Consider the following 20,394-nt stretch of genomic DNA (forward strand, 5'->3'; position numbering starts at 1 on the left):
CCTTCTATGGTCTCTCGGATCAGACGGCGGTCACGCCGCCGTCGACGGCAATGGTCTGGCCGGTGATGAATGCACAGGCATCGGAGGCGAGGAGCGCGACGACGCCCTTGAGGTCTTCGGGGCCGCCCTCGCGATTCATCGGCGCCATATGCGCGGTCGCGCTCTGGTCGAGCTGCGCGGTCATCTTGGTCGGGAAATAGCCCGGCGCGATCGCGTTGACGTTGATGCCGAGCGGCGCCCATTCATTGGCGAGCGTACGGGTCAGGTTGACGACCGCGCCTTTGCTCGTGTTGTAGGCCAGCGTCGGTGTGCCTTCCGGATAGCAGCCGGTGAGGCCCTGGATCGACGCAATGTTGATCACCTTGCCGCTTCGCCGCGGCACCATGCAGCGGCGGCCGACCTCCTGGGTGGCGATGAAGATCGCAGTTACATTCAGGTTGATCACCTTGTTCCAGCCGTCGAGGGTATGCTCGATCGTGGCGGCACCCCAGGAAGTCCCGGCATTGTTGACGAGGATGTCGACCGGGCCCAGCGCGGCCACGACCTGCTCGATCATCGGCGAGATTGTCTCCAGCCTGCCCATGTCGCAAACCACCGGAAGCGCCTCGATGCCAAGCCCTTTGAGGTGAGCAGCCGCGGCATCAAGCTCATCCCGCTTGCGCGCGGTGATCGCGACCTTGGCACCGAGTTCGCCCAGCACCTCGGCGATCTGAAGACCGAGACCTCGCGATCCGCCCGTGACGAGCGCGACGCGACCTGTCAAGTCCTGCAACTTGGCCAGACTCATGGCTTTCCCCCGATGGTTGGCGCCTCACACGTGCAGCACTACTTCGGCTGCAACAGCTTCTGAAGGTTCGTAAGGTTCTCCTGCATGCGCTCCTGCATGACCATCCAGGCGTTGTTGCGCGCCTGCGCCTCCAGCTGCGACAGCTCGCGGAAATCCGCGACCGCCTTCTCGACCTGCTGCCTGGCGGTCTCCGTCTGCTTCGTCATGGCTTCACCGCTTGCGAAGCCCTTCATCGCCGCCTGCCACTGCGCGAGCGTCTCCTGCAGGATCTCGTTGCGCCGGCTGACCAGCGCCTGGATGCCCTCGTAGGCCTGCCGGTTCGCCTCCACCAACGCTTCCATGTCCTTGCGCTGCCACTCGACCAACGCGGCGACATCGAACCCGGGCAGCGCGAACTTCTCGGCCATTTTCTTCAGATCCCCGAGCCACGGCATCGCGCCCGTGCCACCTGCGTCGGATTGCCTGTCATCGGTCCCCATCGACGTCCTCCCTCTGGTGTTTGGCTGGCGGCGGCGAAACGCCGACCCGTGGACTACGCGTCAGGCCGCCGGCCAGCGCGGCCGAAACAGGGCGACGCTGTCATCGGCTCGATCCGGATCGGGGTAGACCATGCCGCGGAGACCGCTGCGGTCGAATGGCGACCATTCTTCCTCCCCGAGCGCGAGGCGGTCCGCAATCGCATAGAGCACGGCCGGATTGTGTCCGAGCCCGCAATGACTGCCTTCGACCTCGATGTTCTGCGTCCGGTCGGCATGCTGCTCGCGGCAACCCCACCACGAGACGATGCCGTCGGTGCGTGAGTAGATCGCCGTGCTCGGTACCGGCGGCGGCAACTTCATCATGTCCCTGTCGGGCCAGTCGTCGACCTGGCGCTCGCTCAGGATCTCGTAGAGACGCCAGGCATTGCTTGCCTTCGGCTCGTTGGCGAACGGGCTGCCGAGCGTGATCACCTGGCGGACCAGATCGGGTGCACGCCGTGCAATCTCGCGGGCAAAAACGCCGCCAAGGCTCCAGCCGATCAGGCTGACCTTGCGCTTGTATCGCTCGGCGAGCTCGGCCAGCCTTGCGTCCATGGCGGCCTCGACGCCGGGACGCGGTCCGCGATTGGGTCCAAGCTTCCAGCCATGTACCGCGTAGCCTTGCGCCTTCAGGTAGGCGCGCAACGGTCGCGTCGAGATATCGCTGGCGGAGAGCCCCGGCAATACGAGGACCGGATGTCCGTCGCCGCGCGGCGCGCGGCGAAGCAGCGGGTAGCTTGCGAAGAACGCCTGCAGCTCCCAGATCCCACGCACCTCGAGCGCGAGCAGCAATTGCGACGGCGGCGCAGAGCGGTCGACGACCGTATTCATGCAGAATGTCCCCTCCCGAATCATGCAGCGTGTCCCGCACGACCCGACATTTTATGATTGCTGCCTCGCTCCGCGAGCGGCTCCGTGCGGACCCGATCGCGCAACCGCGCATCCTCTTGGTCTCAAAACGCTATCGAGCAGGTCAGACCCGTAAAAGGTGCAATTGGCCCGCTTGACCGGTTAGTTTGGGACATCCGCCAATAAATCTTGCGCCCCTTCTGCGATGCGTGATGCCCGGCGATCGCGGAAGTCCGAAGGGCTCTTGCCGGTCCAGCGGACAAAAGCGTGGCGGAAGTTCGCCGCGTCGCTGTAGTCGAGCCGCGTGGCGATCTCGTCATTGGTCATTTGCGTGTTGCGCAGATAGCCGACGGCGAGCTGCATACGGACCTCGGAGACGATCTGCCGGTAGGTTTTCCGCTGCAGCTGTAGCCTGCGGCGGAACGTCCGCGGATGAATCGCGAGCTCCGCCGCCATCGCCTCGATGCTCGGGAAGCGGCCGGGATGCTCGACGAGCCGCCGCCGGATGTCGGCGGCGAGGCCGTCGTCCGGCACGACATGATCGAAAAGCTGATCACAGAATCGGCCTGCCATCGCCCTGGTCATCTCGTCGGGGCAGACCGCCGGATGGTCGATCCAGGCCGCGTCGAACTCCAGCGCGTTCCTGCACTGGTCGAACTCGACCGGACACTGGAAGATGCGATCGTAGGTCCCGGCATGCGGCGGCGGCGCATAGGCGGCGCTCAGCTTCGAGAAACGGAACGAGCTGCCATAGACGTCGCGGCTCAGCGTCTGATAGGTCGCAAACGCGAATTCAAGCGCGAACCGATAGACGTCATCGGCCGGATCGCGCGAGAGCAGAGGCTCGAGCAGACAGCTCACCGTATCGTCCTTGCGGGCAAGGTCGATGTCGGCGACCGTTCCGAGGATGCGACCATACTTGGCCGCGAAGTCGATGACTTCGGCTCGGGTCCGGCTGCTCAGCATGGCATAGCCATACATGCCGTAAGCCATGACATGCATTCGTTCTCCGGCGCGAAACGCGACCGACGGATCCCGCGACAGCCGCATCGCATTGCGAAAGACCGTCGCGACCTGCCGATAGGAGACGCGTACCGACGAATCCCTCAGGTCGGTACTCGTCAAATTGGCCCCGCCGAGCGCGCGTGACGCGGAGATCCCGTCCTCGGCTAGGACGTCCACCACCGCAGCGATCCGTTGCGGCGAATAGAGACACTGCAAGAGATTTGGTGACGGGTGATACACGAGCTTCCTCGTCCGCCTTGCGCGCCCGTTTCCGGTCCCGCAATCCGGGAGGGTAGTAAGCCGGACCAGGCAACGGAAGGTTCGATTGGTCGCGTTTGGGGGTGAGTTCCGGACAAGACCGGCCAAAAGAAGGACCGCCGAGGGAGGGCGGTCCAGGTTGGGAGAACGCGATCGCGAGCGCAACCACGGCGCCGAGCTTACGCGCGCTTCGGCCGCACAAAAGGTTCGATTGAACCAATTTGCCGGTGAACTACGGACAGAGCCGGCGAAGCGCCTCTTGGATATCCCGGGGTCTAAAGACCCTCGTCGCCCCGGAACTCGGATGGATTCCTGCCGGTCCAGCGCGAAAAGGCGTGGCGGAAGTTGGCCGCGTCGCTGTAGCCAAGGCGGCTCGCGATCTCCTCATTGGTCATGCGCGTCTTGCGCAGATACTCGATCGCGAGCCGCATGCGCACTTCTGCAAGCAGGCCGCGATATGAGGTTCCCTCCGCCTCGAGCTTGCGCCGTAGCGCGCGGGGATAGATGTCGAGCTGCTCGGCGATCGCCTCGATACTTGGATAACTGCCCGGCTGCTCGATCAGTAGCCGGCGGATATCGGCGGCAACGCCGCCGGCGCGGTTCACCTCGCCGAGGATCTCCTCGCACATCTCGCGCGCCATGGCGTGGGTACGCGGATTTGCCAGCGCCCGCGGGCCGTCATTGCGCGCGTATTCGTATCCACAATGATGCTGATTGAACAGGACCGGGCATCCGAAAAGATCACGATACGCCGCTGTGGATGGCGGCGGTGCGTAGTCGAGCAGCACGCGCGAGAACCCGAAGCCCTGACCGGAGCGGTCGCGGATGGTCGTCAGATGCGCGGCCAGTGCGAACTCCACCGCAAAGCGATGCACACTCTCGGTCGGATTCGGCCAGTGCATGGGCTGGAACGTCGCCACCACCGTCTCACCATCATAAGAGAGGTCGAAATCGCAGAACGGACCCACCACGCGGATGTATCGCGCTGCGAAGTCGCGGGCCTCCGCATGCGTTGCACTGCTCAGCAGCGCGTATCCGTACATGCCGTAGGCGGTAACATGCATTCGCGCTCCGGAGTGCAGCGCGATGGCGGGGTCTCTTGCCAGCCGCAGCGCATTGCGGATCACCGTGTCGAGCTGCCGATAGGATATTCGCGTCGTATGGGACTCGAGCTGGCCGATCACAAGCCCGGTGCCCTCGAGAACCTCAGCTGGATCAATGCCCTGCTCGCGAAGCTCGGCCGCGATGGCCGCGATCGAATGCGGCGGGAATATTCGCTGCGCGAAGCTGGGCAGCATTCGGCTCGGCGATTGGCTTGCGTGCGAATCTTGCCTGGTCATTCCGATCGCGTGTCCCTCGCATTCCGCGCGTTTCCGCTCCACGATTGATCTACCGCTCCAAACGTAAGCCCGATCACGCAGGCGACGCAATGATGGGGTACCCGCGCGCTGCGCGCGCCGCATTCCGCGTCCGGAAGTCACCCGGTCGGCGGTCCAATCGCACCTTTCTCCGCCTCGCGAGATCGCTACGCTCGCGATGCCTTGCTCGACAACCGGCACGCAGCCGGAGGGCCCGCACGGACCACGGCAAGCGCCATCAAGGGAGGAGCGGATGCGACGGGAGGACATTCTCAAGCAGCTGACGACGCCAATCGGCGCCCCGGCATTTCCCCGCGGACCGTTTCGCTTCACCAACCGCGAATACCTCAACATCCTGTATCGCACCGACATCGAGGCGTTGCGCGCCGTCGTTCCCGAGCCGCTGGAGATCGACGATCCGCTGGTCCGCTGGGAAATCATGCGGATGCCCGACACCTCCGGTCTCGGCGACTACACCGAATGCGGCCAGGCCGTCCAGGTGCGCTTTAGCGACGAAAAGGGTGAGTACCTTCACGCGATGTACCTCGATAGCCTGCCGGCGCTGGCGTCCGGCCGCGAAATCAGCGGCTATCCCAAGGTGATCGGCAAGCCGAAGCTCTATATCGATTCCGACACGCTGGTCGGCACAATGGATTATGGCAGCCTGCGCGTGGCCACCGCGACGATGGGTTACAAGCACCGCGCGCTGGACCTCGAAAAGGCAAAGGCCGAGATCTGCGTACCGACCTTCATGCTGAAGATCCTGTGGACCTATGACAGTCCGAAGCCGGCGGGCGAGCCGCGCATCTGCGAGCTGCTGCGCTCCGAGATCACCGACATCACCGTCAAGGGCGCCTGGACCGGCCCGGCCCGGCTGGAGCTGTTCGCCCACGCATTGGCCCCGATGGCCGATTTTCCGGTGCGCGAGATCGTCGCGTGCAGCCACATCATGACCGACTTGACGCTGTCCCGCGCCAAGCGCTGCCACAACTATCTCGATCAGCCGCGGTAAGCGAACACGTCGGAGAAAGCCATGCCATCATCCGCAGATCGCGCCGCGGCGCTCAACCGCTATCGCAATGTGTGCGTTATCGGGGCCGGCGTCATCGGCTCCTCATGGGCAGCGCTGTTTCTCGCGCACGGGCTCAATGTCGTGATCAACGATCCGCAGCCCGGCATCGAGGCCACGACCAAGGCCGCCCTGATCAAGATCGCGCCGACATTGCTGAAGCTCGGCCTGCCGCATGAGGGGTTGGAGCGCAATCTGCGCTTCGAGCCGGATCTCGCGCGCGCCGTCGCCGGTGCCGACCTCGTGCAGGAGAACGGCCCGGAGAAACCCGAATGGAAACAGCAGCTCTGGGCACAGATCGAGGCAGCGGTGCCGAGGCATGCGTTGCTGTTGTCCTCGAGCTCGGCGCGGCCGGCCACCGAGCAGGCGCGAGAGATGAAGGATGCCAGCCGGCTGCTCGTCGGCCATCCCTTCAACCCGCCGCATCTGATCCCGCTCGTCGAGGTCGTTCCCGGCGAGCAAACCGATCCGCAGGCGACCGCCGACGCCGTGGCGTTCTACGAGGCGCTCGGCAAGGTGCCGCGGGTGCTAAAAAAGGAGATTCAGGGCTTTGTCGCCAACCGGCTGCAGCGCGCGATCATGCGCGAGGCCTGCTATCTCGTGCAGGAAGGCGTCGTGACGGTCGACGAGTTGGACGACATCGTCACCAGCTCGATCGGATTGCGCTGGGCCGTGAATGGGCCGTTCAGCTCGTTCCACATGGGCGGTGGACCGAAGGGACTCGAATCGTTCTTCCAGCATCTCGGCAAGAACATGGCCGCGTCGTTCAAGGTGATTCCGCAGGTCGATCTCGACGAGGCGCTACAGCACAGGATCATCGACCAGGCTGCGGCGTCTTTCGGCAGGACGCCGATCCCGCGGATGGAGCGCGAGCGCGACGACACGCAGGTGGCGCTGTTGCACGTGCTGGCGGCACGCAACGGCAGGGATCGCACATAGTCGGCTCGCCCTCAAAGCTGCGCGCGCTCGCGGACACAGGCGGTCGCCATCTTTCGGAATCCAGACGCGCCCGGGGTGATCCTCGGGCATCAAGCGGAGACGGACGCTCATGAGCATCTTCGAGGGATTGAAGGTCATCGACTGCGGCAGCTTCATCGCCGCGCCAACCGCCGCGACACTGTTGGGAGACTTCGGCGCCGACGTGATCAAGATCGAGCCGCCCGGCGCAGGCGACGCGTTCCGTCAGGTTCCGAAGCTACCGGGCATGCCGAGATCCGACCAACCCTATGGCTGGTTGCTCGATAACCGCAACAAGCGCGGACTTGCGCTCGATCTATCGAAGCCCGAAGGCCAGGCGGTGCTGCATCGCCTGGCCGCCACCGCCGATGTATTCATCACCAATTATCCGCTCGCCGTCCGCAGGAAGCTCGCGATCAGCTACGAGCGGCTTGCCGCGGCGAATGATCGGCTGATCTACGCATCCTTCACCGGCTATGGCGAAACCGGCGACGAGGCGGGAAAGCCGGGCTTCGATGTCACTGCCTACTGGGCGCGTTCAGGACTGATGGACATGGTGCGGAGCGACGCCAGCACGCCGCCGGCGCGGGCGCTCGCCGGCATGGGTGATCACCCGTCGGGCGTTTCGCTGTTCGCGGCCGTCGCGGTGGCGCTGTATCAGCGCGAGCGGACCGGCCGCGGCACCCGGGTCGGCTCCTCGCTGCTCGCCAACGGCGTCTGGTCGAACGGCATCATGGCGCAGGCGGCGCTGTGCGGGGCGACGTTCACGCCGCGGCCACCGCGCGAGAATCTGTTCAATGCCCTCGGCTGCTACTACCGCTGCCGCGACGGCCGCTGGCTGCTGCTCGCGATCGTCAACGAGCAGCGCGACTTTCCGACCGTAGCGAAATGCCTGGGCCTCGACGATCTGCTCACTGATCCGCGCTTTGCCAAGCAGGCCGATCGCTTCGCCCGCTCCGCGGAACTGATCGCCCTGTTCGACGCGGCATTCGCGGCACGCGACCGGGACGAATGGCGGGCGCGCCTCGATGAAGCGGGCATCGTCTTCGAATGCGTTGCCGAGATGGGCGACCTGTGCGCCGACCGGCAAATGCTGGCGGCCGGCGTGCTGGTGCCGTTCGAGAACGACGAGATGCTGACCATCGACAGCCCGTTCTTTGTCGACGGTGCGACCAAGGTGAGGCCGCGCAAGGCGCCCGCGGTCGGCGAGCACAGCACACAGATCTTGCGCGAGGCCGGCTACGATGACGCGGCCATCGCCGGGATGCGCGAAAGCAAGATCCTGGCATGATACGCTGACCACCGGCCGCCTTCATCGCGCGCACGAGAAAAGGCCGCGCCCTCGGGTGAGGAGCGCGGCCAGTCTCGAGGCGCCCGAACCGGGGGGCACCACAGCGGCGATGCGGCGCAGCTGAGGTTCGGAGGACGCCCCCGAGCAGAAGCGATCAGCGCCCGACGCGTCCCTAACTCCTTGACCAGCCATCGCGCTTACTGTCGATCGCCAATCTATGCGTGGAGTTCGACCAGGAGGAGGTTCGACGAGGCCGGTCCGGAGGTGACTTATGGACAGCGCGGCGTAACGAGCGGTCAGACGCGGCGCCGTCCTGCCCGCACGGTCTTCACATCGGCGAAGAGACCCGGAAGTCGGAGGGGCTCTTTCCGGTCCAGCGGATGAAGGCATGCCGGAAGTTGGCGGCGTCGCTATAGCCCAGCCGGTTCGCGATCTCCTCGTTGGTCATCGCGGTCTTGCGCAGATATTCGATCGCAAGCCGCGTCCGCACCTCGGCGAGCAGCTCACGATATGACGTATCTTCCGCTTCGAGCCTCCGCCGCAGCGCGCGAGGATGCATCGAAAGCCTCTCGGCGATCGCCTCGATGTTCGGATACCTGCCGGGCTGCTCGATCAGCACCCGCCTGACATCGGCAGCGATCCCGCCCGCATGATTGACCTCGGACAACACCTGCTCGCACATCTCGCGCGCCATTCCGTGGGTGCGAGAATCCGCCAACGCCACCGGCCCGTCGGCCTGCGACAGCTGGTACCTGTACTCGTTGCCGCGCTGGCGAAACAAGACCGGACAGTCAAAGATCACCTGGTAGGCGCGGGCATGCGCCGGTTCGCCATAGGCGAGGGAAATCTGCGAGAAGCGGAATGACTCGCCCGCCAGGTCCTTCATCGTTGTCAAATGCGACGAAAGGGCGAACTCGGCCGCGAAGCGATGCACGTCCTGCGTCGGATTCGGCCAATGCAACGGCTCGAACGCACAGACAACCGCCGCGCCGTCATATGAATATTTCGCGTCGCACAACGGGCCAACGACCCGAAGGTACCGATTGGCGAAGGCGCGCGCATCGTCATAGGTCGCGCTGCTCAGCAATGCATATCCGTACATTCCGTGCGCCGTCACGCGCATGCGCTGTCCGGCTTGGAGTGCAACGGTCGGTTCGTTCGACAGCCGCAATGCATTGCGAACCACGATGTCGATCTGCCGGTACGAGATACGCGTCGTGTGAGCTTCGAGCTGATCCTCGGTCAAGCCGGTGCCCGCCAGCGCCACGGACGATCGAACCTGTTGCCTGCCGAGCTCGGCGATGATGGCAGCAATCAACTGCGCCGAATACACATGCTGGTCGAAATCCGGCGGCAATTGACATTCCGGCACGGCGTCTCGCAGACGCCTTCCAGCGCTCATGGTCGTATTCCTCCCTAGGCTTGGAGTCTTGCTTAAATCGAAATCATTCGCAATGCCGGCGGCAGCTGGCCGGCTACCCCTATCCCCAGCAACGGGCAGCGCGCACGCGGGTCGTATCCAGCGATGCCGAATTCGGTCGCGAGGTATTTCGTCGGCGCCGCCGTGCTTCTGGTCAGCACTCCACAACATTCACCGCGAGCCCGCCCAGCGACGTCTCCTTGTATTTGGACTTCATGTCTTCGCCGGTCTGCAGCATCGTCTTGATGACGGCATCAAGCGAGACATAATGCTTGCCGTCGCCGCGCAGCGCCATTCGGGCGGCATTGATGGCCTTGACGGCCCCCATCGCATTGCGCTCGATGCAAGGGATCTGCACAAGGCCCCCAACCGGATCGCAAGTAAGACCGAGATTGTGCTCCATCCCGATCTCGGCGGCGTTCTCGACCTGGGCCGGCGCACCGCCGAGCACGGCCGTCAGGCCGCCTGCGGCCATCGAGCAAGCGACGCCGACCTCGCCCTGACAGCCAACCTCCGCGCCGGAGATCGAGGCATTCGCCTTGTAGAGCATGCCGATCGCAGCCGCGGTGAGCAGGAAGGTAACGACGCCGTCATCGGTCGCGCCCGGACAGAACTTGACGTAGTAATGCAGCACGGCCGGGATCACGCCGGCGGCGCCGTTGGTCGGCGCGGTCACGATCCGTCCGCGCGCGGCATTCTCCTCGTTCACCGCCATCGCGAAGGCATTGACCCAATCCATCGCAGCCAGCGGATCGACACTCTCGGTGTCGCTGTTGCGGGCCGACAGTTCGCGATAGAGAGCCGGCGCGCGACGGCGAATGTTCAGCGGTCCAGGCAGCGGTTCGGCCGCGCCCGCGTTGTCGATCCCAAAGCCGCGGTCGACGCATTGCTTCATCGTCTCCCAGATCTTCAGGAGGCCGGCACGGACGTCGGCGTCGGTGCGATGCACGCACTCATTGGCCAGCACCATGTCGGCGATCGAGCGCCCGCTCGACTGCGCGCGTGCGACCAGCTCGGCGCCGGTTCCGAACGGATACGGCCAAACCGGAAGCTCGCCGCCTGCGCCGCCAGCCACGTCGCCCAAGCCACGTTCGATCACGAACCCGCCGCCGATCGAGAAATAATAGCGCTCCGCCAGCGGACTGCCGTCGGCCGTGAACGCCGCAAGACGAATTCCGTTGGGGTGTTCCGGCAGCGTGCTGTCGGGCTGGAAGATGATATCGCGCCCGCGCCGGAACGGGACCGGGTGAACATTGAGCAGCCGCAACTCGCCGGAGCGCCGGATCTCCGCGAGCTGCGGCGTCACCTGGGCCGGATCGACCGTATCGGGCTTTTCGCCGAGCAGGCCGAGGATTACGCCGAGATCGGTCGCATGCCCTCGCCCGGTCGCGCCCAGCGAGCCATAGAGGTCGGCGCGGACCTGCGCCGTGCTCGAAAGAAGGCCATCGCGCTCGAGCGCGCGGACGAATTGCCCGGCCGCGCGCATCGGCCCCACCGTATGCGAACTCGAAGGGCCGATGCCGATCTTGAATATGTCGAAGACCGAAAGCATCAGGCAGCAGGCAGTTGTTGCTTGACCAGCTCGACCCAATAGGCGGCGCCGAGCGGCAGGATGGCGTCATTGAAATCGTAGTATGGATTGTGCAACGGCGGATCATTGGCGGTCTCGCCCGCACCGATGCAGATGTAAGCGCCCGGGCGCTCTTGCAGCATGAAGGCGAAATCCTCCGATCCCATCGCCGGCTTGATGTCGGTTTGCACCTGTTCGACGCCGACGAGGTTTGCGGCTGCCGACGCTGCGGCGTCGGTTTCCGCGGGCGTGTTGATCACCCCCGGATAACCTCGCATGTAGCTCAGATCGATCTTTGCGCCATGGGTTTGCGCCACGCCGGCGCAGACCTGCTTCATGGCGGCCTCGATCTGATCCTGTATCTCGGCGTCCAGCGTTCTCACCGTGCCACGCAATGTAACGGTTTCGGGCACCACGTTCCAGGTGTCGCCGCCGTGGATCTGGGTAACGCTCACGACAGCGGCGTCCATTGCGCCGATGCGGCGGCTCACGATGCCTTGTAGAGCGGAGACGAGATCGGCCGACACCAGGATCGGGTCGATGCCCTTCTCCGGCGTCGCGGCATGACAACCGTTCCCGGTCACCACGATCTCGAAGGTATCGAGGAAGGCCGTCGCAATGCCGGTCCGGATCGCGAATTTTCCGCGCGGGATATTCGGAATGTTGTGCATCCCGTAGACCGCGTCGGCCGGAAACATCTTGAATAACCCTTCCTCGACCATCTTCTTGCCGCCGCCTTCGTTCTCCTCGGCGGGCTGGAAAACGAAATGGACGGTACCGCGGAACGGCCGGTGACGGGCGAGCTGCACGGCTGCCCCAAGCAGCATTGTGGTGTGGCCATCATGGCCGCAGCCGTGCATCTTGCCGGCGCGGGTGGACTTGTAGACGCGGTCCCCGAGTTCCTGGAGATCGAGCGCGTCCATGTCGGCGCGCAGCGCGATCGTCGGGCCTTCGCCATTCTTCAGCGTTCCGACCACGCCGGTTCCGCCGAGGCCGCGATGGACCGGGATCTGCATCTCCATCAGCGCATCGGCCACGAGCTGGGCGGTGCGGTGCTCCTGGAACGCGGTTTCCGGGTTGGCATGGATATCATGACGCCAATCCAGCATCCGGGCACAGATATCGTCGGCGATTCCAAACTTCTTTGACATGCGTTGGTCCACCTGTTCGTTGGTTAGCGATGGAAGAATTCGGCGATCAATGTCGCACCGAGGAACGTGCCCGAAGCGGCCGTCAGCGAGACCACCACGATACGCCAGCTCAGCTTCCTGAAGATCGGAAGATCCTTGGCGACCGAGAAGCCGGCGAGCGTCAGCACGGGGGTCGTGAAAGCCAGGAAGTTCAGCTTGTCGACCGAGCCGATCATCGCGTTGGAGAACGGCAGCAGGCCGGGAATACCGAGCACGGTGGTGACCACGAGCAGGATCAGGATGTGCGGCACTTTCGACAGCAGACGGGCAAGGACGTCGACCAGCAGCACGACCGCGAGCACGACCAGGAGGCCTGCGCCCGATTCCAGCAGCGGAACCTTGTAGGTGAGCGAATTGCCGATCAGGACACCGCTCGCGACGGTAATCCAGGCGAGCAGCGAGTCGGAGAAGCCGAACGTTGCGTGCTTTGTCTCGCCGGCGCTGGCGATCGAGGGCCCGAGGTTTCCCGACGAGAAGTTCGAGAACCGGCCGAGCACGGGCTCCAGCCTGTCATACAGCCAGGAGCACACCGGCAGCGAGAAGAACAAGGCGAAGTAGAAGCCGAGAACGGCGGTCATCAGGTTCGCCGCCGAGGCGATCGCAATCAGCTCCTTCGCCATCTCGGGCGGACTGTGGCCGTTGATGGTGCCGATCGCGGCCGCCATCATGCTGCCCGAACCGACGCCAGCGCCCATCGCAAGCGACCGCGGATCGAAGATGTGCAGGCTGGCGACAAAGCCGGCCAATAGCGCGATGAACAGCGCGCCGAGTACGGTGCCGGTGATGTACTCGGCCAGCACGCCGCGTCCTTCGGCGGAGTTCATGCCGTATTTCTCGCCGATGATCACCATGTTGCCTTCACGGCCGATCGAGAAGGTCGCGCCGACCGCTTCGCGCTTGACCCCGAGCAGGAGCGCAATCGGCAGGCCGAGGACGAGCGTGCCGAAGGTGTGCCCGAGCTCCTGGAAGATCAACGCCCAGCCGGCCTTCTGCACCTCCGGCAGCGCGCCGCCGACCGTGAATGCCATCTTGATCACGAAGAGCAGCAGGCCTGCGTTGAGCAATTGTCCCGCATAGGTCTGCAGGCCGGGCCCGATCCGCGCGGCGGCGGGCAGATAACGCGCTGAGAGGCCCCATGCGGCCGCGATCAGCAGCGCCCACACCATCGGTTGAAGCAGCACCTTGCCCGGTCCGATCTGGAACTGGACGATCCCGACCGTCTCGGCGACGGCAACGATGATCAGAACGGCAACGAACAGCGTGAGCTTGCCGGTGCTTGCGGGATTGACCGCCTGGGCGGCCAGGTCTGCGGAAGGCGAAGAGGTCGACGTCATGATGCTGGACACCTCCAGAAAATGATTGCGAGGCAATGCGGTGAACGGTGAACCAACTTGCCCGCGCAGCATCGGGGAGAAAGCATCTTGCATCAATGATCGTGCCGTCCAGTTTTTGTTGCATTTTTTGCAACACTGGCGGGACGAAAATCCAGCCCGCGAAAGCCGGTATGACCGCGACCGTTGCCGTCATGGATGCGAACGGCGTGAGGACGGCGAAGCCTTCCTCGGCTAATCCCCCGTGCTAGTCGATCGCTCCGGACGAGCCGCCCGGTTCGAGCTTCTGCACATCCGCCACGTTGACGCCAAGCACCACGATGTCGTGCGTCTTGCCCTGAAGGTCTTTCACCTGGTCGCGCAACAGAGCTTCGGCGCGGAAGCCGAGTGCTTCGAAAATCGCGATCGCGCGGGTCTGGTCGGACGTCATCTGCACGGTCAGGCGTTCCAGGCCCATCGACAGCGCGAGGTCAAACGCCTCATTGGAAAGAGCCCGTCCGATGCCGGTGCCGCGCACATGCGAGGCGATCACGGTCCTGATCTCACCGACATGGGCCGACCACGACATGGGGTCCCGCACGATCGTGCCGCACCCCACAACGATGTCGTCCTTGACCACCAGCAGGCTGACGATCGAGCCACGCTCGATCTCCTTGATCCATGCCGAGAGCACCTTCGGCTCACGGATATTCCGCGGCAGGAACAGCATGTCGTGCACGGCAAGCGCGTTGGCAAACTCCAGGACGGCGGCCTCGTCGGCAGGCCCCATCAGGCGAAACTCGACGTCCCCGCTCTCGAAGTTGACGCGACGCGGATAGGATCGCATCTTGGTGTTCCTCATGCAGATCGCTCACTCAATCCGGAATCCAGACTTCGCCGCAGCCACCTTGCGGGGATCGCAGCGCTCTTTCCGCCTGTCCTGCACGCAGGAGCCAGATCAGGCAAGCCGGGTGTACCAATGTCCTAATATAACTCCTGAAACGGCCCGTTTGCACCTTTCCGTCTCGATATGAGCACATAAGCCTGGCGACAATGACCATGAGCGCTTCCAACGACACCCTCGAACGACCGCTGCACGAAATACTGCGAAGGCATGCTCGTGAGCGGCCCGAGAAACCGGCCTGCATCTGGTATGGCCGCGCCATCACGTTCCTCGAGCTCGACCGCGCGAGTGATGCATTCGCGGCGCGCCTGCAACAGCTCGGCGTCGCCAAGGGCGAGCCGGTCGCGTTGTTCATGAACAACTGCCCGCAATATCTGATGGCGCAATACGGCATCCAGAAGATCGGCGCCATTGCCTCGCCCTGCGGGGCGCTGAACAGGGAGCACGAGCTCGCCTACCAGCTCGACGATCTCGGCGCGCGCGTGATCGTCGCGGCCGAACAACTGTTGCCGATCGTAGGTCAGGTCCGCGACAAGACGAAGCTCGAGCATATCTTCGTGGTCCGCTACCCGGACCTGCTGCCCGAGCGGCCACCGATCGGCGTTCCGGATGAGCTGCTCGCATCCGGCTCCGAGCCGGCCGGTACGGCCGGCGAAATTGAGGACTTCCTCTCCGTCGCTGCAAGCGGCGCGGCGCCCCGCGATGTCGCGATCGACATGAACGATACGGCGCTGATGATCTACACGTCGGGCAGCACGGGCCGGCCCAAGGGCGCGATGCTGTCCTATCGCAACGTCATCTTCAAGACGGCCGCGACCGTGAACTGCAACGGGATTGGCACCGATGACGTCCTGCTCTCGATCGCGCCGCTTTATCACATCGCCGGCATGGTGATGGGCGTGAATGCTCCGGTCTACGCCGGCGCGACGTCCGTGCTGCTGTACCGGTTCGATCCCCTCGTGACGGCACAGGCGATCGACCGCTATCAGGTGAGCTGGTGGTACAGCGTGGCGCCGATGAACGTCGCGATCACGCAGCTCCCGAACATTTCCGAGTTCGAACTGAGGAGCCTCCGCGTCAATCCCGTGACCAGTTTCGGTATCGACTGGACCGAAGCGCTTGCCAGGCAGTGGCAGGCCGTCGCGCCGAACTGCGAGAGCTTCGAGGCGGCGTATGGACTGACCGAGACCCACACGGTCGACACCTTCATGCCGCGCGACGCAATACGCTGGGGTACCCATGGCAGGCCGGTGCCCGGCAACGAGATCCGGATCGTCGATCCCGACTCCGGCGCAGACCAGCCAGCCGGCGTCCCGGGCGAAATCGTGATCCGCGGCCCAGGCGTATTCAAGGGCTACCGCAATCGTCCCGATGCGACCGCGGAGGCGCTGCGGAATGGCTGGCTGCACACCGGCGACATGGGCCGCCTCGATGCCGAGGGCTATCTGACCTTCATGGGACGCTTCAAGGAGATGATCAAGGTCTCCGGCTACAGCGTCTTCCCGGAAGAGGTCGAATCGATTCTGAACAAGCACCCCGACGTGGCTGCGTCAGCCGTGATCGGCGCGCCCGACGCCACCAAGGGCGAGGTGGTCAAGGCCTTCATCGTTCTGGTCCCGCGTGCCGAACTGGACACCGCTCAGCTCGTGGCATGGGCGCGCCAGAACATGGCGCCTTACAAGGTACCGCGCGATGTCAGCTTCGTTACCGAGTTGCCGCGCTCACCGGCCGGCAAGCTGTTGCGCCGGCTGCTCAAGGACTGACGCTGCAGCGAACTTGCCCCGACCGGCCGACGGCGCCAGCCAGAAATCCCGATCGCCATGTCCCAAAATCACTCCCAATTTGGTCCGACATCCATTGGACATGTCATTTTTGGATTCCCGGCGATTCATCGATAACGAGCAAATTGCAGCCTGCGACATGTTCAGTCACGACAACGAATGCTCGAGCATCAAATGCCAGCGACGCATGAAACGGATGATCGAAGCGCTCACAGGAGAACTGACGCTACAAGGCATTATCGGTCAGGGGACCACCGCGGATCTGCGGGTGGACATCGTCAGCCTGGCCGAAACCGCACTCATGGCGTGCGGCTTTTGATAAGGTCGCGGACTGATGCGGCCACCTGAGCAGAATCAAAACCTTCGTTCGCGAATGAACTAGCTGGCCGCCAACAAACCGACACTCAGACCAAGCTCTGGCGTGGGGTGGCGGAGAGAGTGGGATTCGAACCCACGGTACGGTTTCCCGCACACACGCTTTCCAAGCGTGCGCCTTAAGCCACTCGGCCATCTCTCCGGGAGGCCTCTCTTGAAGGGCTGAGGCGGATTTTGCAAGGGAGCGCAGGGCCGGACCGCGAAATTTCCCCAATGGTTTGAAAATATTGGGTAAATTGGCGGCGCCCGCAGCCCCATCCGATGGCCTTGCTTGCAACCGCGCGCGATTTTGGCCGGGGGCGGGTCCGAGACCGGCGCAAATCACTGGACGCACTGATCAGGCCGCCCTCCGGTTATGCCGCGGCACGCGAAACATCAGGCGCGGAATGCACCTCGCCACAAATGTTGCGGCTTGATGGATTCTGGGCTCGCGCCAGGAGATGCACCGGGGAATGACGGCAAGAGAGGTGCGACAAAACAACCCGACGGGCAACTCAGTAAAACCTGTCAATCCTTGCGCGTGAAAATATTTCGCTTTATCCGAAATGCAACTCGGTTTATGGTTCGCCCGTCTCACCTGAACGAGGGGCGCTTCGCGGTCGTCACGAACGTGGGTCGAGATGCGGTGGACGCCGAGCGTGCGACTGACGAGGGCATGCAAGGCGGACGGTGAAGTCGTGTGGTCCTGACGCCCTAGCGGCAGGTGTCTTTTCACAAGGCGCGAACCCGTCTTGTGAAGGCGGTGACAAGCAAGCCCAGTCTCGCCGGGGAGAGCACGAAGTAAGCCGTAACCCATCGCGCAGGGAAAGCCGGATTGCTCCGGTTACACCTGTGGTCCTACCCCCCGAGCCTTCTACCCATTGCTCGGGGCCCATGGGTGCGATCGGCACCCGGCGTTCCCTGCGCCCTCTGTTCAAGAAAGGGCGGAACGAGATGCAAGACTCGGACGATTCATGTCGCGAGAATGTAGGTGTATGTCGAGCAGTCCGCGCCACACATTCGGTGTCGTCCTGGCGAAAGCCAGGACCCATTACCCCAAATCTCAATCGTTGCGCGACGCTGCGGCGACCGGGCGATCCAGTACGCCGCGGCATCTCGGCTCAGGCAACAGGCGCCTCTGGAATACTGGATCACCCGCATGCGCGGGTGATGACACCGAGGAGCTGTTTGACTGGTGAATCGGAAGACAACGATGCACGACGATGGGCACGCGCTGGCGTGCCCATCGTCGCTATGCGCCGGCGAACTCGTGCTCGCTCAGTGATATCGCGCGGCAATGTCCGCCGTGCGGCGCGGCCACAGGGTTGGTGGCTCCGGCAGCGCCGCGTTTCCCGCACTGTGCGTATCCTGCAGCGCCTCGATGAAATCGGCGAACCATTGCTGGATGGTGCCGCTGTTGAGCTTCTCCATCATGGCTTCCCAGCGCATCCGCCGCTCGGTCAGCGGCATCGCGAGCGCCGTCGCCAAAGTGCGCGCCATGCCGTCGATGTCGTGCGGATTGACCAGCAGCGCGGTGTCGAGCTCGTTCGCCGCGCCCGCGAATTTCGACAGCACCAGCACGCCGGGGTCGGCCGGATTCTGGGCCGCGACATATTCCTTGGCAACGAGGTTCATGCCGTCCTGCAGCGGCGTCACCACGCCGACCTGCGCGGTGCGGTAGAGCCCTGCGAGCACACCCTGGCCGAAACCCTTGTTGAGGTAGCGGATCGGCGTCCAGTCGACCTCGCCATGCACGCCGTTGACGTCGGTGACGAGCTTCGCGACCTCGCTCGCGAGATTGCCATAGGCCTCGATCGCGCCGCGCGAGGGCGTTGCGATCTGCAGCAGCGACACCGAACGCTTCAGGTTCGGGTGCAACGTCCACATCTTGTCAAATGCCTTGATGCGGTTGACGAGGCCCTTGGAATAGTCGAGCCGGTCGACGCCGATCGCGAGCTTCTCGCCATTGAGGCTGCGCCGCAGCCGCGTCACGTCGGGATGCATCATCGCCTTGGTCGCCGCCTGCGCGAACTTCCCGGGATCGATGCCGATCGGAAACACCGCAGCGCGGGTGCGGCCGAACGACGAATTGATCACGCCGTCGCGCACCGCGAATTCGAGATCGTTCTGCACGTAGCTCAGGAAGTTCTCGCAGTCCTCATCGGTCTGGAAGCCGATCAGATCATAGGACAGCATCGCCTCGATCAGCTCACGATGATTGGGCACGCCCGCGATCACCGCGCGCGCCGGCCACGGCGTGTGCAGGAAGAAGCCGATCGGCTGCGTGACGCCGAGATCGCGCAACTCGGCGCCGAGCGCGAGGAAGTGATAGTCCTGGACCCAGAACACGGAATCAGGCTTGCGGAAGCGCAACAACGCGCGCGCCATGAACGCGTTCACTTCGCGATAGCTCGCGTAGTCCTCGTGCGAGGCACGAATCAGATCGGCGCGCGAATGCATCGCGGGCCACAACGCCGAATTGGCAAAGCCTTCGTAGTAGCCGCCATAGTGCGCGGCCGGCAGATCGAGCATCGCCAGCGCGCCGGCGCCGAGAGCTTCGACCTCTGCAAAAGGTTCCTTGTGGTTCCCGTCGCGGACACGTCCGCTGGAACCAACCCATATTGCCCCTGTCTTTTCCACCACCGGCAATAATGCCGCAGCCAGCCCCCCCGTCATGGGTTCATTGGGTTTTCCGCGCGAGACGCGGTTCGATACGACGACGAGGTTCACCCGGTCCCCTCCTGTTGGTCAACTCGCGTATTAACAACCATTCATCAAGATGGTTCCGGATCAAGGAATCTCCCAATTGAAACCAAATTCTGGCGAAGTGCGAAGGAACTCGCGGGAACTCGCGAAAAGAAAAATTCACGCGAGACGCACGCCACGACGCAAAACGACCGCATTCGGCAATGCGCGGCGCGACGTGCGATGCTGATGATTTGGTTAGGACAGGCCCACGTCCCTATCATCGTCGAGCAGCCGTGCGAGGAATGTGCGCACATCGCCCGGCCCGTCGAAATGTCCGGCGACGCCGGTGGCGCGACGTCCGACGGAGAACGCGAGACCGTTGAAATCGGGCATGATCGCGAACACGGTCTCGTCGGTGACGTCGTCGCCGATGAAGAACGGGCGGCGTCCCTTGAAGGGTTCATGCGTCATCAGCTCGAGCACGCCGGTCGCCTTGGTGAAGCCCGAATGCTTGATCTCGCAGACGCTCTTGCCCGGCAGCACCTCGATCGGCGCATTCGGCAGCTCGGCGCGGATCAGCGAGACCGCCTCATAGATCGCCCTCTCCGCCTGCGGCGCCAACCGATAGTGCAGCGCCAGCGAATAGCCCTTGTCCTCGAGCAAAATGCCGGGGCTGAGCTTGGCGATCGCGGCGAGCCGTCGCTTCAATTCCTTGTCGAGCGGCGGCGCGTGCGCGGCGACCGCCTCGCTGTCCGGCTGCACCCGCATCTCGGCGCCATGTCCGCCGACGGCGGGAAACTGCTCCGGCGCGAAGATCAGGTCGATATCGTTGAGCGAACGGCCGCTGACCAGCGCCAGCGCGCCGCCAGTGCGCCCATGCAATTGCTTCAGCGTGGTCGCGAGCTCCGGTGGCACCCAAACCTCTCGCGGGGTCGGCGCGAAATCGAGCAAGGTGCCGTCGATGTCGAGCAGCACCGCGGTGCGATCCAGCGGCGGAATCAGCGATGCCGGCGCGCTGTCAGCCGTCCTGTCGGGAGTGATGTCATCATCCAGGGGCATTTCGGCCAATTCATGCTTCGTCATAG

At 64.1% G+C, this 20,394-nt stretch carries 17 protein-coding genes and 1 tRNA gene; 5 read left to right on the forward strand and 13 right to left on the reverse strand.

Annotation, left to right across the window (positions count from 1 at the left end; translation table 11 throughout):
• Positions 1-19: 19 nt before the first annotated feature.
• From AC066Y_RS22120 to AC066Y_RS22140, 5 genes are all read right to left on the reverse strand, one after another.
• A complete protein-coding gene (locus AC066Y_RS22120) occupies positions 20-787 on the reverse strand; it encodes an SDR family oxidoreductase (RefSeq protein WP_478275709.1) in 768 nt (255 codons plus the stop codon).
• 38 nt (positions 788-825) lie between these two features.
• On the reverse strand, positions 826-1,266 hold the full coding sequence (gene phaP / locus AC066Y_RS22125) for a TIGR01841 family phasin (protein WP_478275710.1): 441 nt from the start codon (positions 1,264-1,266) through the stop codon (positions 826-828).
• A gap of 60 nt (positions 1,267-1,326) precedes the next feature.
• On the reverse strand, positions 1,327-2,136 hold the full coding sequence (locus AC066Y_RS22130) for an esterase/lipase family protein (RefSeq protein ID WP_092122169.1): 810 nt from the start codon (positions 2,134-2,136) through the stop codon (positions 1,327-1,329).
• Positions 2,137-2,316: 180 nt separating this feature from the next.
• Positions 2,317-3,339, reverse strand: a complete 1,023-nt coding sequence (locus AC066Y_RS22135) for an AraC family transcriptional regulator (RefSeq protein WP_478275711.1) — start codon at positions 3,337-3,339, stop codon at positions 2,317-2,319.
• A gap of 353 nt (positions 3,340-3,692) precedes the next feature.
• The gene (locus tag AC066Y_RS22140; protein WP_478275712.1) at positions 3,693-4,880 is read right to left on the reverse strand and encodes an AraC family transcriptional regulator; all 1,188 of its coding nucleotides are present in this window, start codon (positions 4,878-4,880) and stop codon (positions 3,693-3,695) included.
• A 148-nt stretch (positions 4,881-5,028) separates the two neighbouring features.
• Here AC066Y_RS22140 and AC066Y_RS22145 point away from each other — a divergent pair, with 148 nt between their 5' ends.
• From AC066Y_RS22145 to AC066Y_RS22155, 3 genes are all read left to right on the forward strand, one after another.
• Positions 5,029-5,787 carry an acetoacetate decarboxylase gene (locus AC066Y_RS22145; RefSeq protein WP_478275713.1) on the forward strand — a complete coding sequence of 253 codons (759 nt, stop codon included), beginning with the start codon at positions 5,029-5,031 and terminating at the stop codon, positions 5,785-5,787.
• A gap of 21 nt (positions 5,788-5,808) precedes the next feature.
• Entirely contained in the window at positions 5,809-6,783 is a 975-nt protein-coding gene (locus AC066Y_RS22150) for a 3-hydroxyacyl-CoA dehydrogenase NAD-binding domain-containing protein (RefSeq protein ID WP_478275714.1), read from the forward strand.
• 109 nt (positions 6,784-6,892) lie between these two features.
• Entirely contained in the window at positions 6,893-8,092 is a 1,200-nt protein-coding gene (locus tag AC066Y_RS22155) for a CaiB/BaiF CoA transferase family protein (RefSeq protein WP_478275715.1), read from the forward strand.
• Positions 8,093-8,420: 328 nt separating this feature from the next.
• On the opposite strand, the gene AC066Y_RS22160 is transcribed toward AC066Y_RS22155, so the two are convergent.
• The 5 genes from AC066Y_RS22160 to AC066Y_RS22180 form a co-directional block, all read right to left on the reverse strand.
• Entirely contained in the window at positions 8,421-9,494 is a 1,074-nt protein-coding gene (locus AC066Y_RS22160; RefSeq protein ID WP_478275716.1) for an AraC family transcriptional regulator, read from the reverse strand.
• Positions 9,495-9,666: 172 nt separating this feature from the next.
• Positions 9,667-11,067 (reverse strand): L-serine ammonia-lyase, encoded by a 1,401-nt coding sequence (locus AC066Y_RS22165; RefSeq protein WP_478275771.1) that lies wholly within the window; start codon positions 11,065-11,067, stop codon positions 9,667-9,669.
• Positions 11,064-12,233, reverse strand: coding sequence for a M20 aminoacylase family protein (locus AC066Y_RS22170; RefSeq protein ID WP_478275717.1), 1,170 nt, complete (start codon positions 12,231-12,233; stop codon positions 11,064-11,066). The genes AC066Y_RS22165 and AC066Y_RS22170 overlap by 4 nt, the downstream gene beginning before the upstream one ends.
• Before the next feature lie 23 nt (positions 12,234-12,256).
• A complete protein-coding gene (locus AC066Y_RS22175) occupies positions 12,257-13,606 on the reverse strand; it encodes a DUF3100 domain-containing protein (protein ID WP_478275718.1) in 1,350 nt (449 codons plus the stop codon).
• 244 nt (positions 13,607-13,850) lie between these two features.
• Positions 13,851-14,444: an N-acetyltransferase family protein gene (locus AC066Y_RS22180; protein WP_478275719.1), complete on the reverse strand. Its 594-nt coding sequence runs from the start codon at positions 14,442-14,444 to the stop codon at positions 13,851-13,853.
• A 197-nt stretch (positions 14,445-14,641) separates the two neighbouring features.
• Here AC066Y_RS22180 and AC066Y_RS22185 point away from each other — a divergent pair, with 197 nt between their 5' ends.
• Together AC066Y_RS22185 and AC066Y_RS22190 are read left to right on the forward strand one after the other, a co-directional pair.
• The gene (locus AC066Y_RS22185; RefSeq protein ID WP_478275720.1) at positions 14,642-16,249 is read left to right on the forward strand and encodes an AMP-binding protein; all 1,608 of its coding nucleotides are present in this window, start codon (positions 14,642-14,644) and stop codon (positions 16,247-16,249) included.
• A 94-nt stretch (positions 16,250-16,343) separates the two neighbouring features.
• On the forward strand, positions 16,344-16,586 hold the full coding sequence (locus AC066Y_RS22190; protein ID WP_478275721.1) for a hypothetical protein: 243 nt from the start codon (positions 16,344-16,346) through the stop codon (positions 16,584-16,586).
• Positions 16,587-16,694: 108 nt separating this feature from the next.
• Here the strand turns inward: AC066Y_RS22190 and AC066Y_RS22195 are convergent.
• From AC066Y_RS22195 to otsB, 3 genes are all read right to left on the reverse strand, one after another.
• A tRNA-Ser gene (locus AC066Y_RS22195) sits at positions 16,695-16,784 on the reverse strand.
• Positions 16,785-17,899: 1,115 nt separating this feature from the next.
• Entirely contained in the window at positions 17,900-19,351 is a 1,452-nt protein-coding gene (locus AC066Y_RS22200; RefSeq protein WP_478275722.1) for a trehalose-6-phosphate synthase, read from the reverse strand.
• 213 nt (positions 19,352-19,564) lie between these two features.
• Positions 19,565-20,392 (reverse strand): trehalose-phosphatase, encoded by an 828-nt coding sequence (gene otsB / locus AC066Y_RS22205; RefSeq protein WP_478275723.1) that lies wholly within the window; start codon positions 20,390-20,392, stop codon positions 19,565-19,567.
• Positions 20,393-20,394: the final 2 nt, after the last annotated feature.

It is taken from the genome of Bradyrhizobium sp. USDA3010 (assembly GCF_056429065.1).

Excerpts from the sequence above, each read along its gene's own strand:
- AC066Y_RS22120 (WP_478275709.1), bottom strand. The coding sequence starts at position 787 with ATGAGTCTGGCCAAGTTGCAGGACTTGACAGGTCGCGTCGCGCTCGTC.
- phaP (WP_478275710.1), bottom strand. The coding sequence starts at position 1,266 with ATGGGGACCGATGACAGGCAATCCGACGCAGGTGGCACGGGCGCGATG.
- AC066Y_RS22130 (WP_092122169.1), bottom strand. The coding sequence starts at position 2,136 with ATGAATACGGTCGTCGACCGCTCTGCGCCGCCGTCGCAATTGCTGCTC.
- AC066Y_RS22140 (WP_478275712.1), bottom strand. The coding sequence starts at position 4,880 with ATGCGGCGCGCGCAGCGCGCGGGTACCCCATCATTGCGTCGCCTGCGT.
- AC066Y_RS22145 (WP_478275713.1), top strand. The coding sequence starts at position 5,029 with ATGCGACGGGAGGACATTCTCAAGCAGCTGACGACGCCAATCGGCGCC.
- AC066Y_RS22150 (WP_478275714.1), top strand. The coding sequence starts at position 5,809 with ATGCCATCATCCGCAGATCGCGCCGCGGCGCTCAACCGCTATCGCAAT.
- AC066Y_RS22155 (WP_478275715.1), top strand. The coding sequence starts at position 6,893 with ATGAGCATCTTCGAGGGATTGAAGGTCATCGACTGCGGCAGCTTCATC.
- AC066Y_RS22160 (WP_478275716.1), bottom strand. The coding sequence starts at position 9,494 with ATGAGCGCTGGAAGGCGTCTGCGAGACGCCGTGCCGGAATGTCAATTG.
- AC066Y_RS22170 (WP_478275717.1), bottom strand. The coding sequence starts at position 12,233 with ATGTCAAAGAAGTTTGGAATCGCCGACGATATCTGTGCCCGGATGCTG.
- AC066Y_RS22175 (WP_478275718.1), bottom strand. The coding sequence starts at position 13,606 with ATGACGTCGACCTCTTCGCCTTCCGCAGACCTGGCCGCCCAGGCGGTC.
- AC066Y_RS22180 (WP_478275719.1), bottom strand. The coding sequence starts at position 14,444 with ATGAGGAACACCAAGATGCGATCCTATCCGCGTCGCGTCAACTTCGAG.
- AC066Y_RS22185 (WP_478275720.1), top strand. The coding sequence starts at position 14,642 with ATGAGCGCTTCCAACGACACCCTCGAACGACCGCTGCACGAAATACTG.
- otsB (WP_478275723.1), bottom strand. The coding sequence starts at position 20,392 with ATGACGAAGCATGAATTGGCCGAAATGCCCCTGGATGATGACATCACT.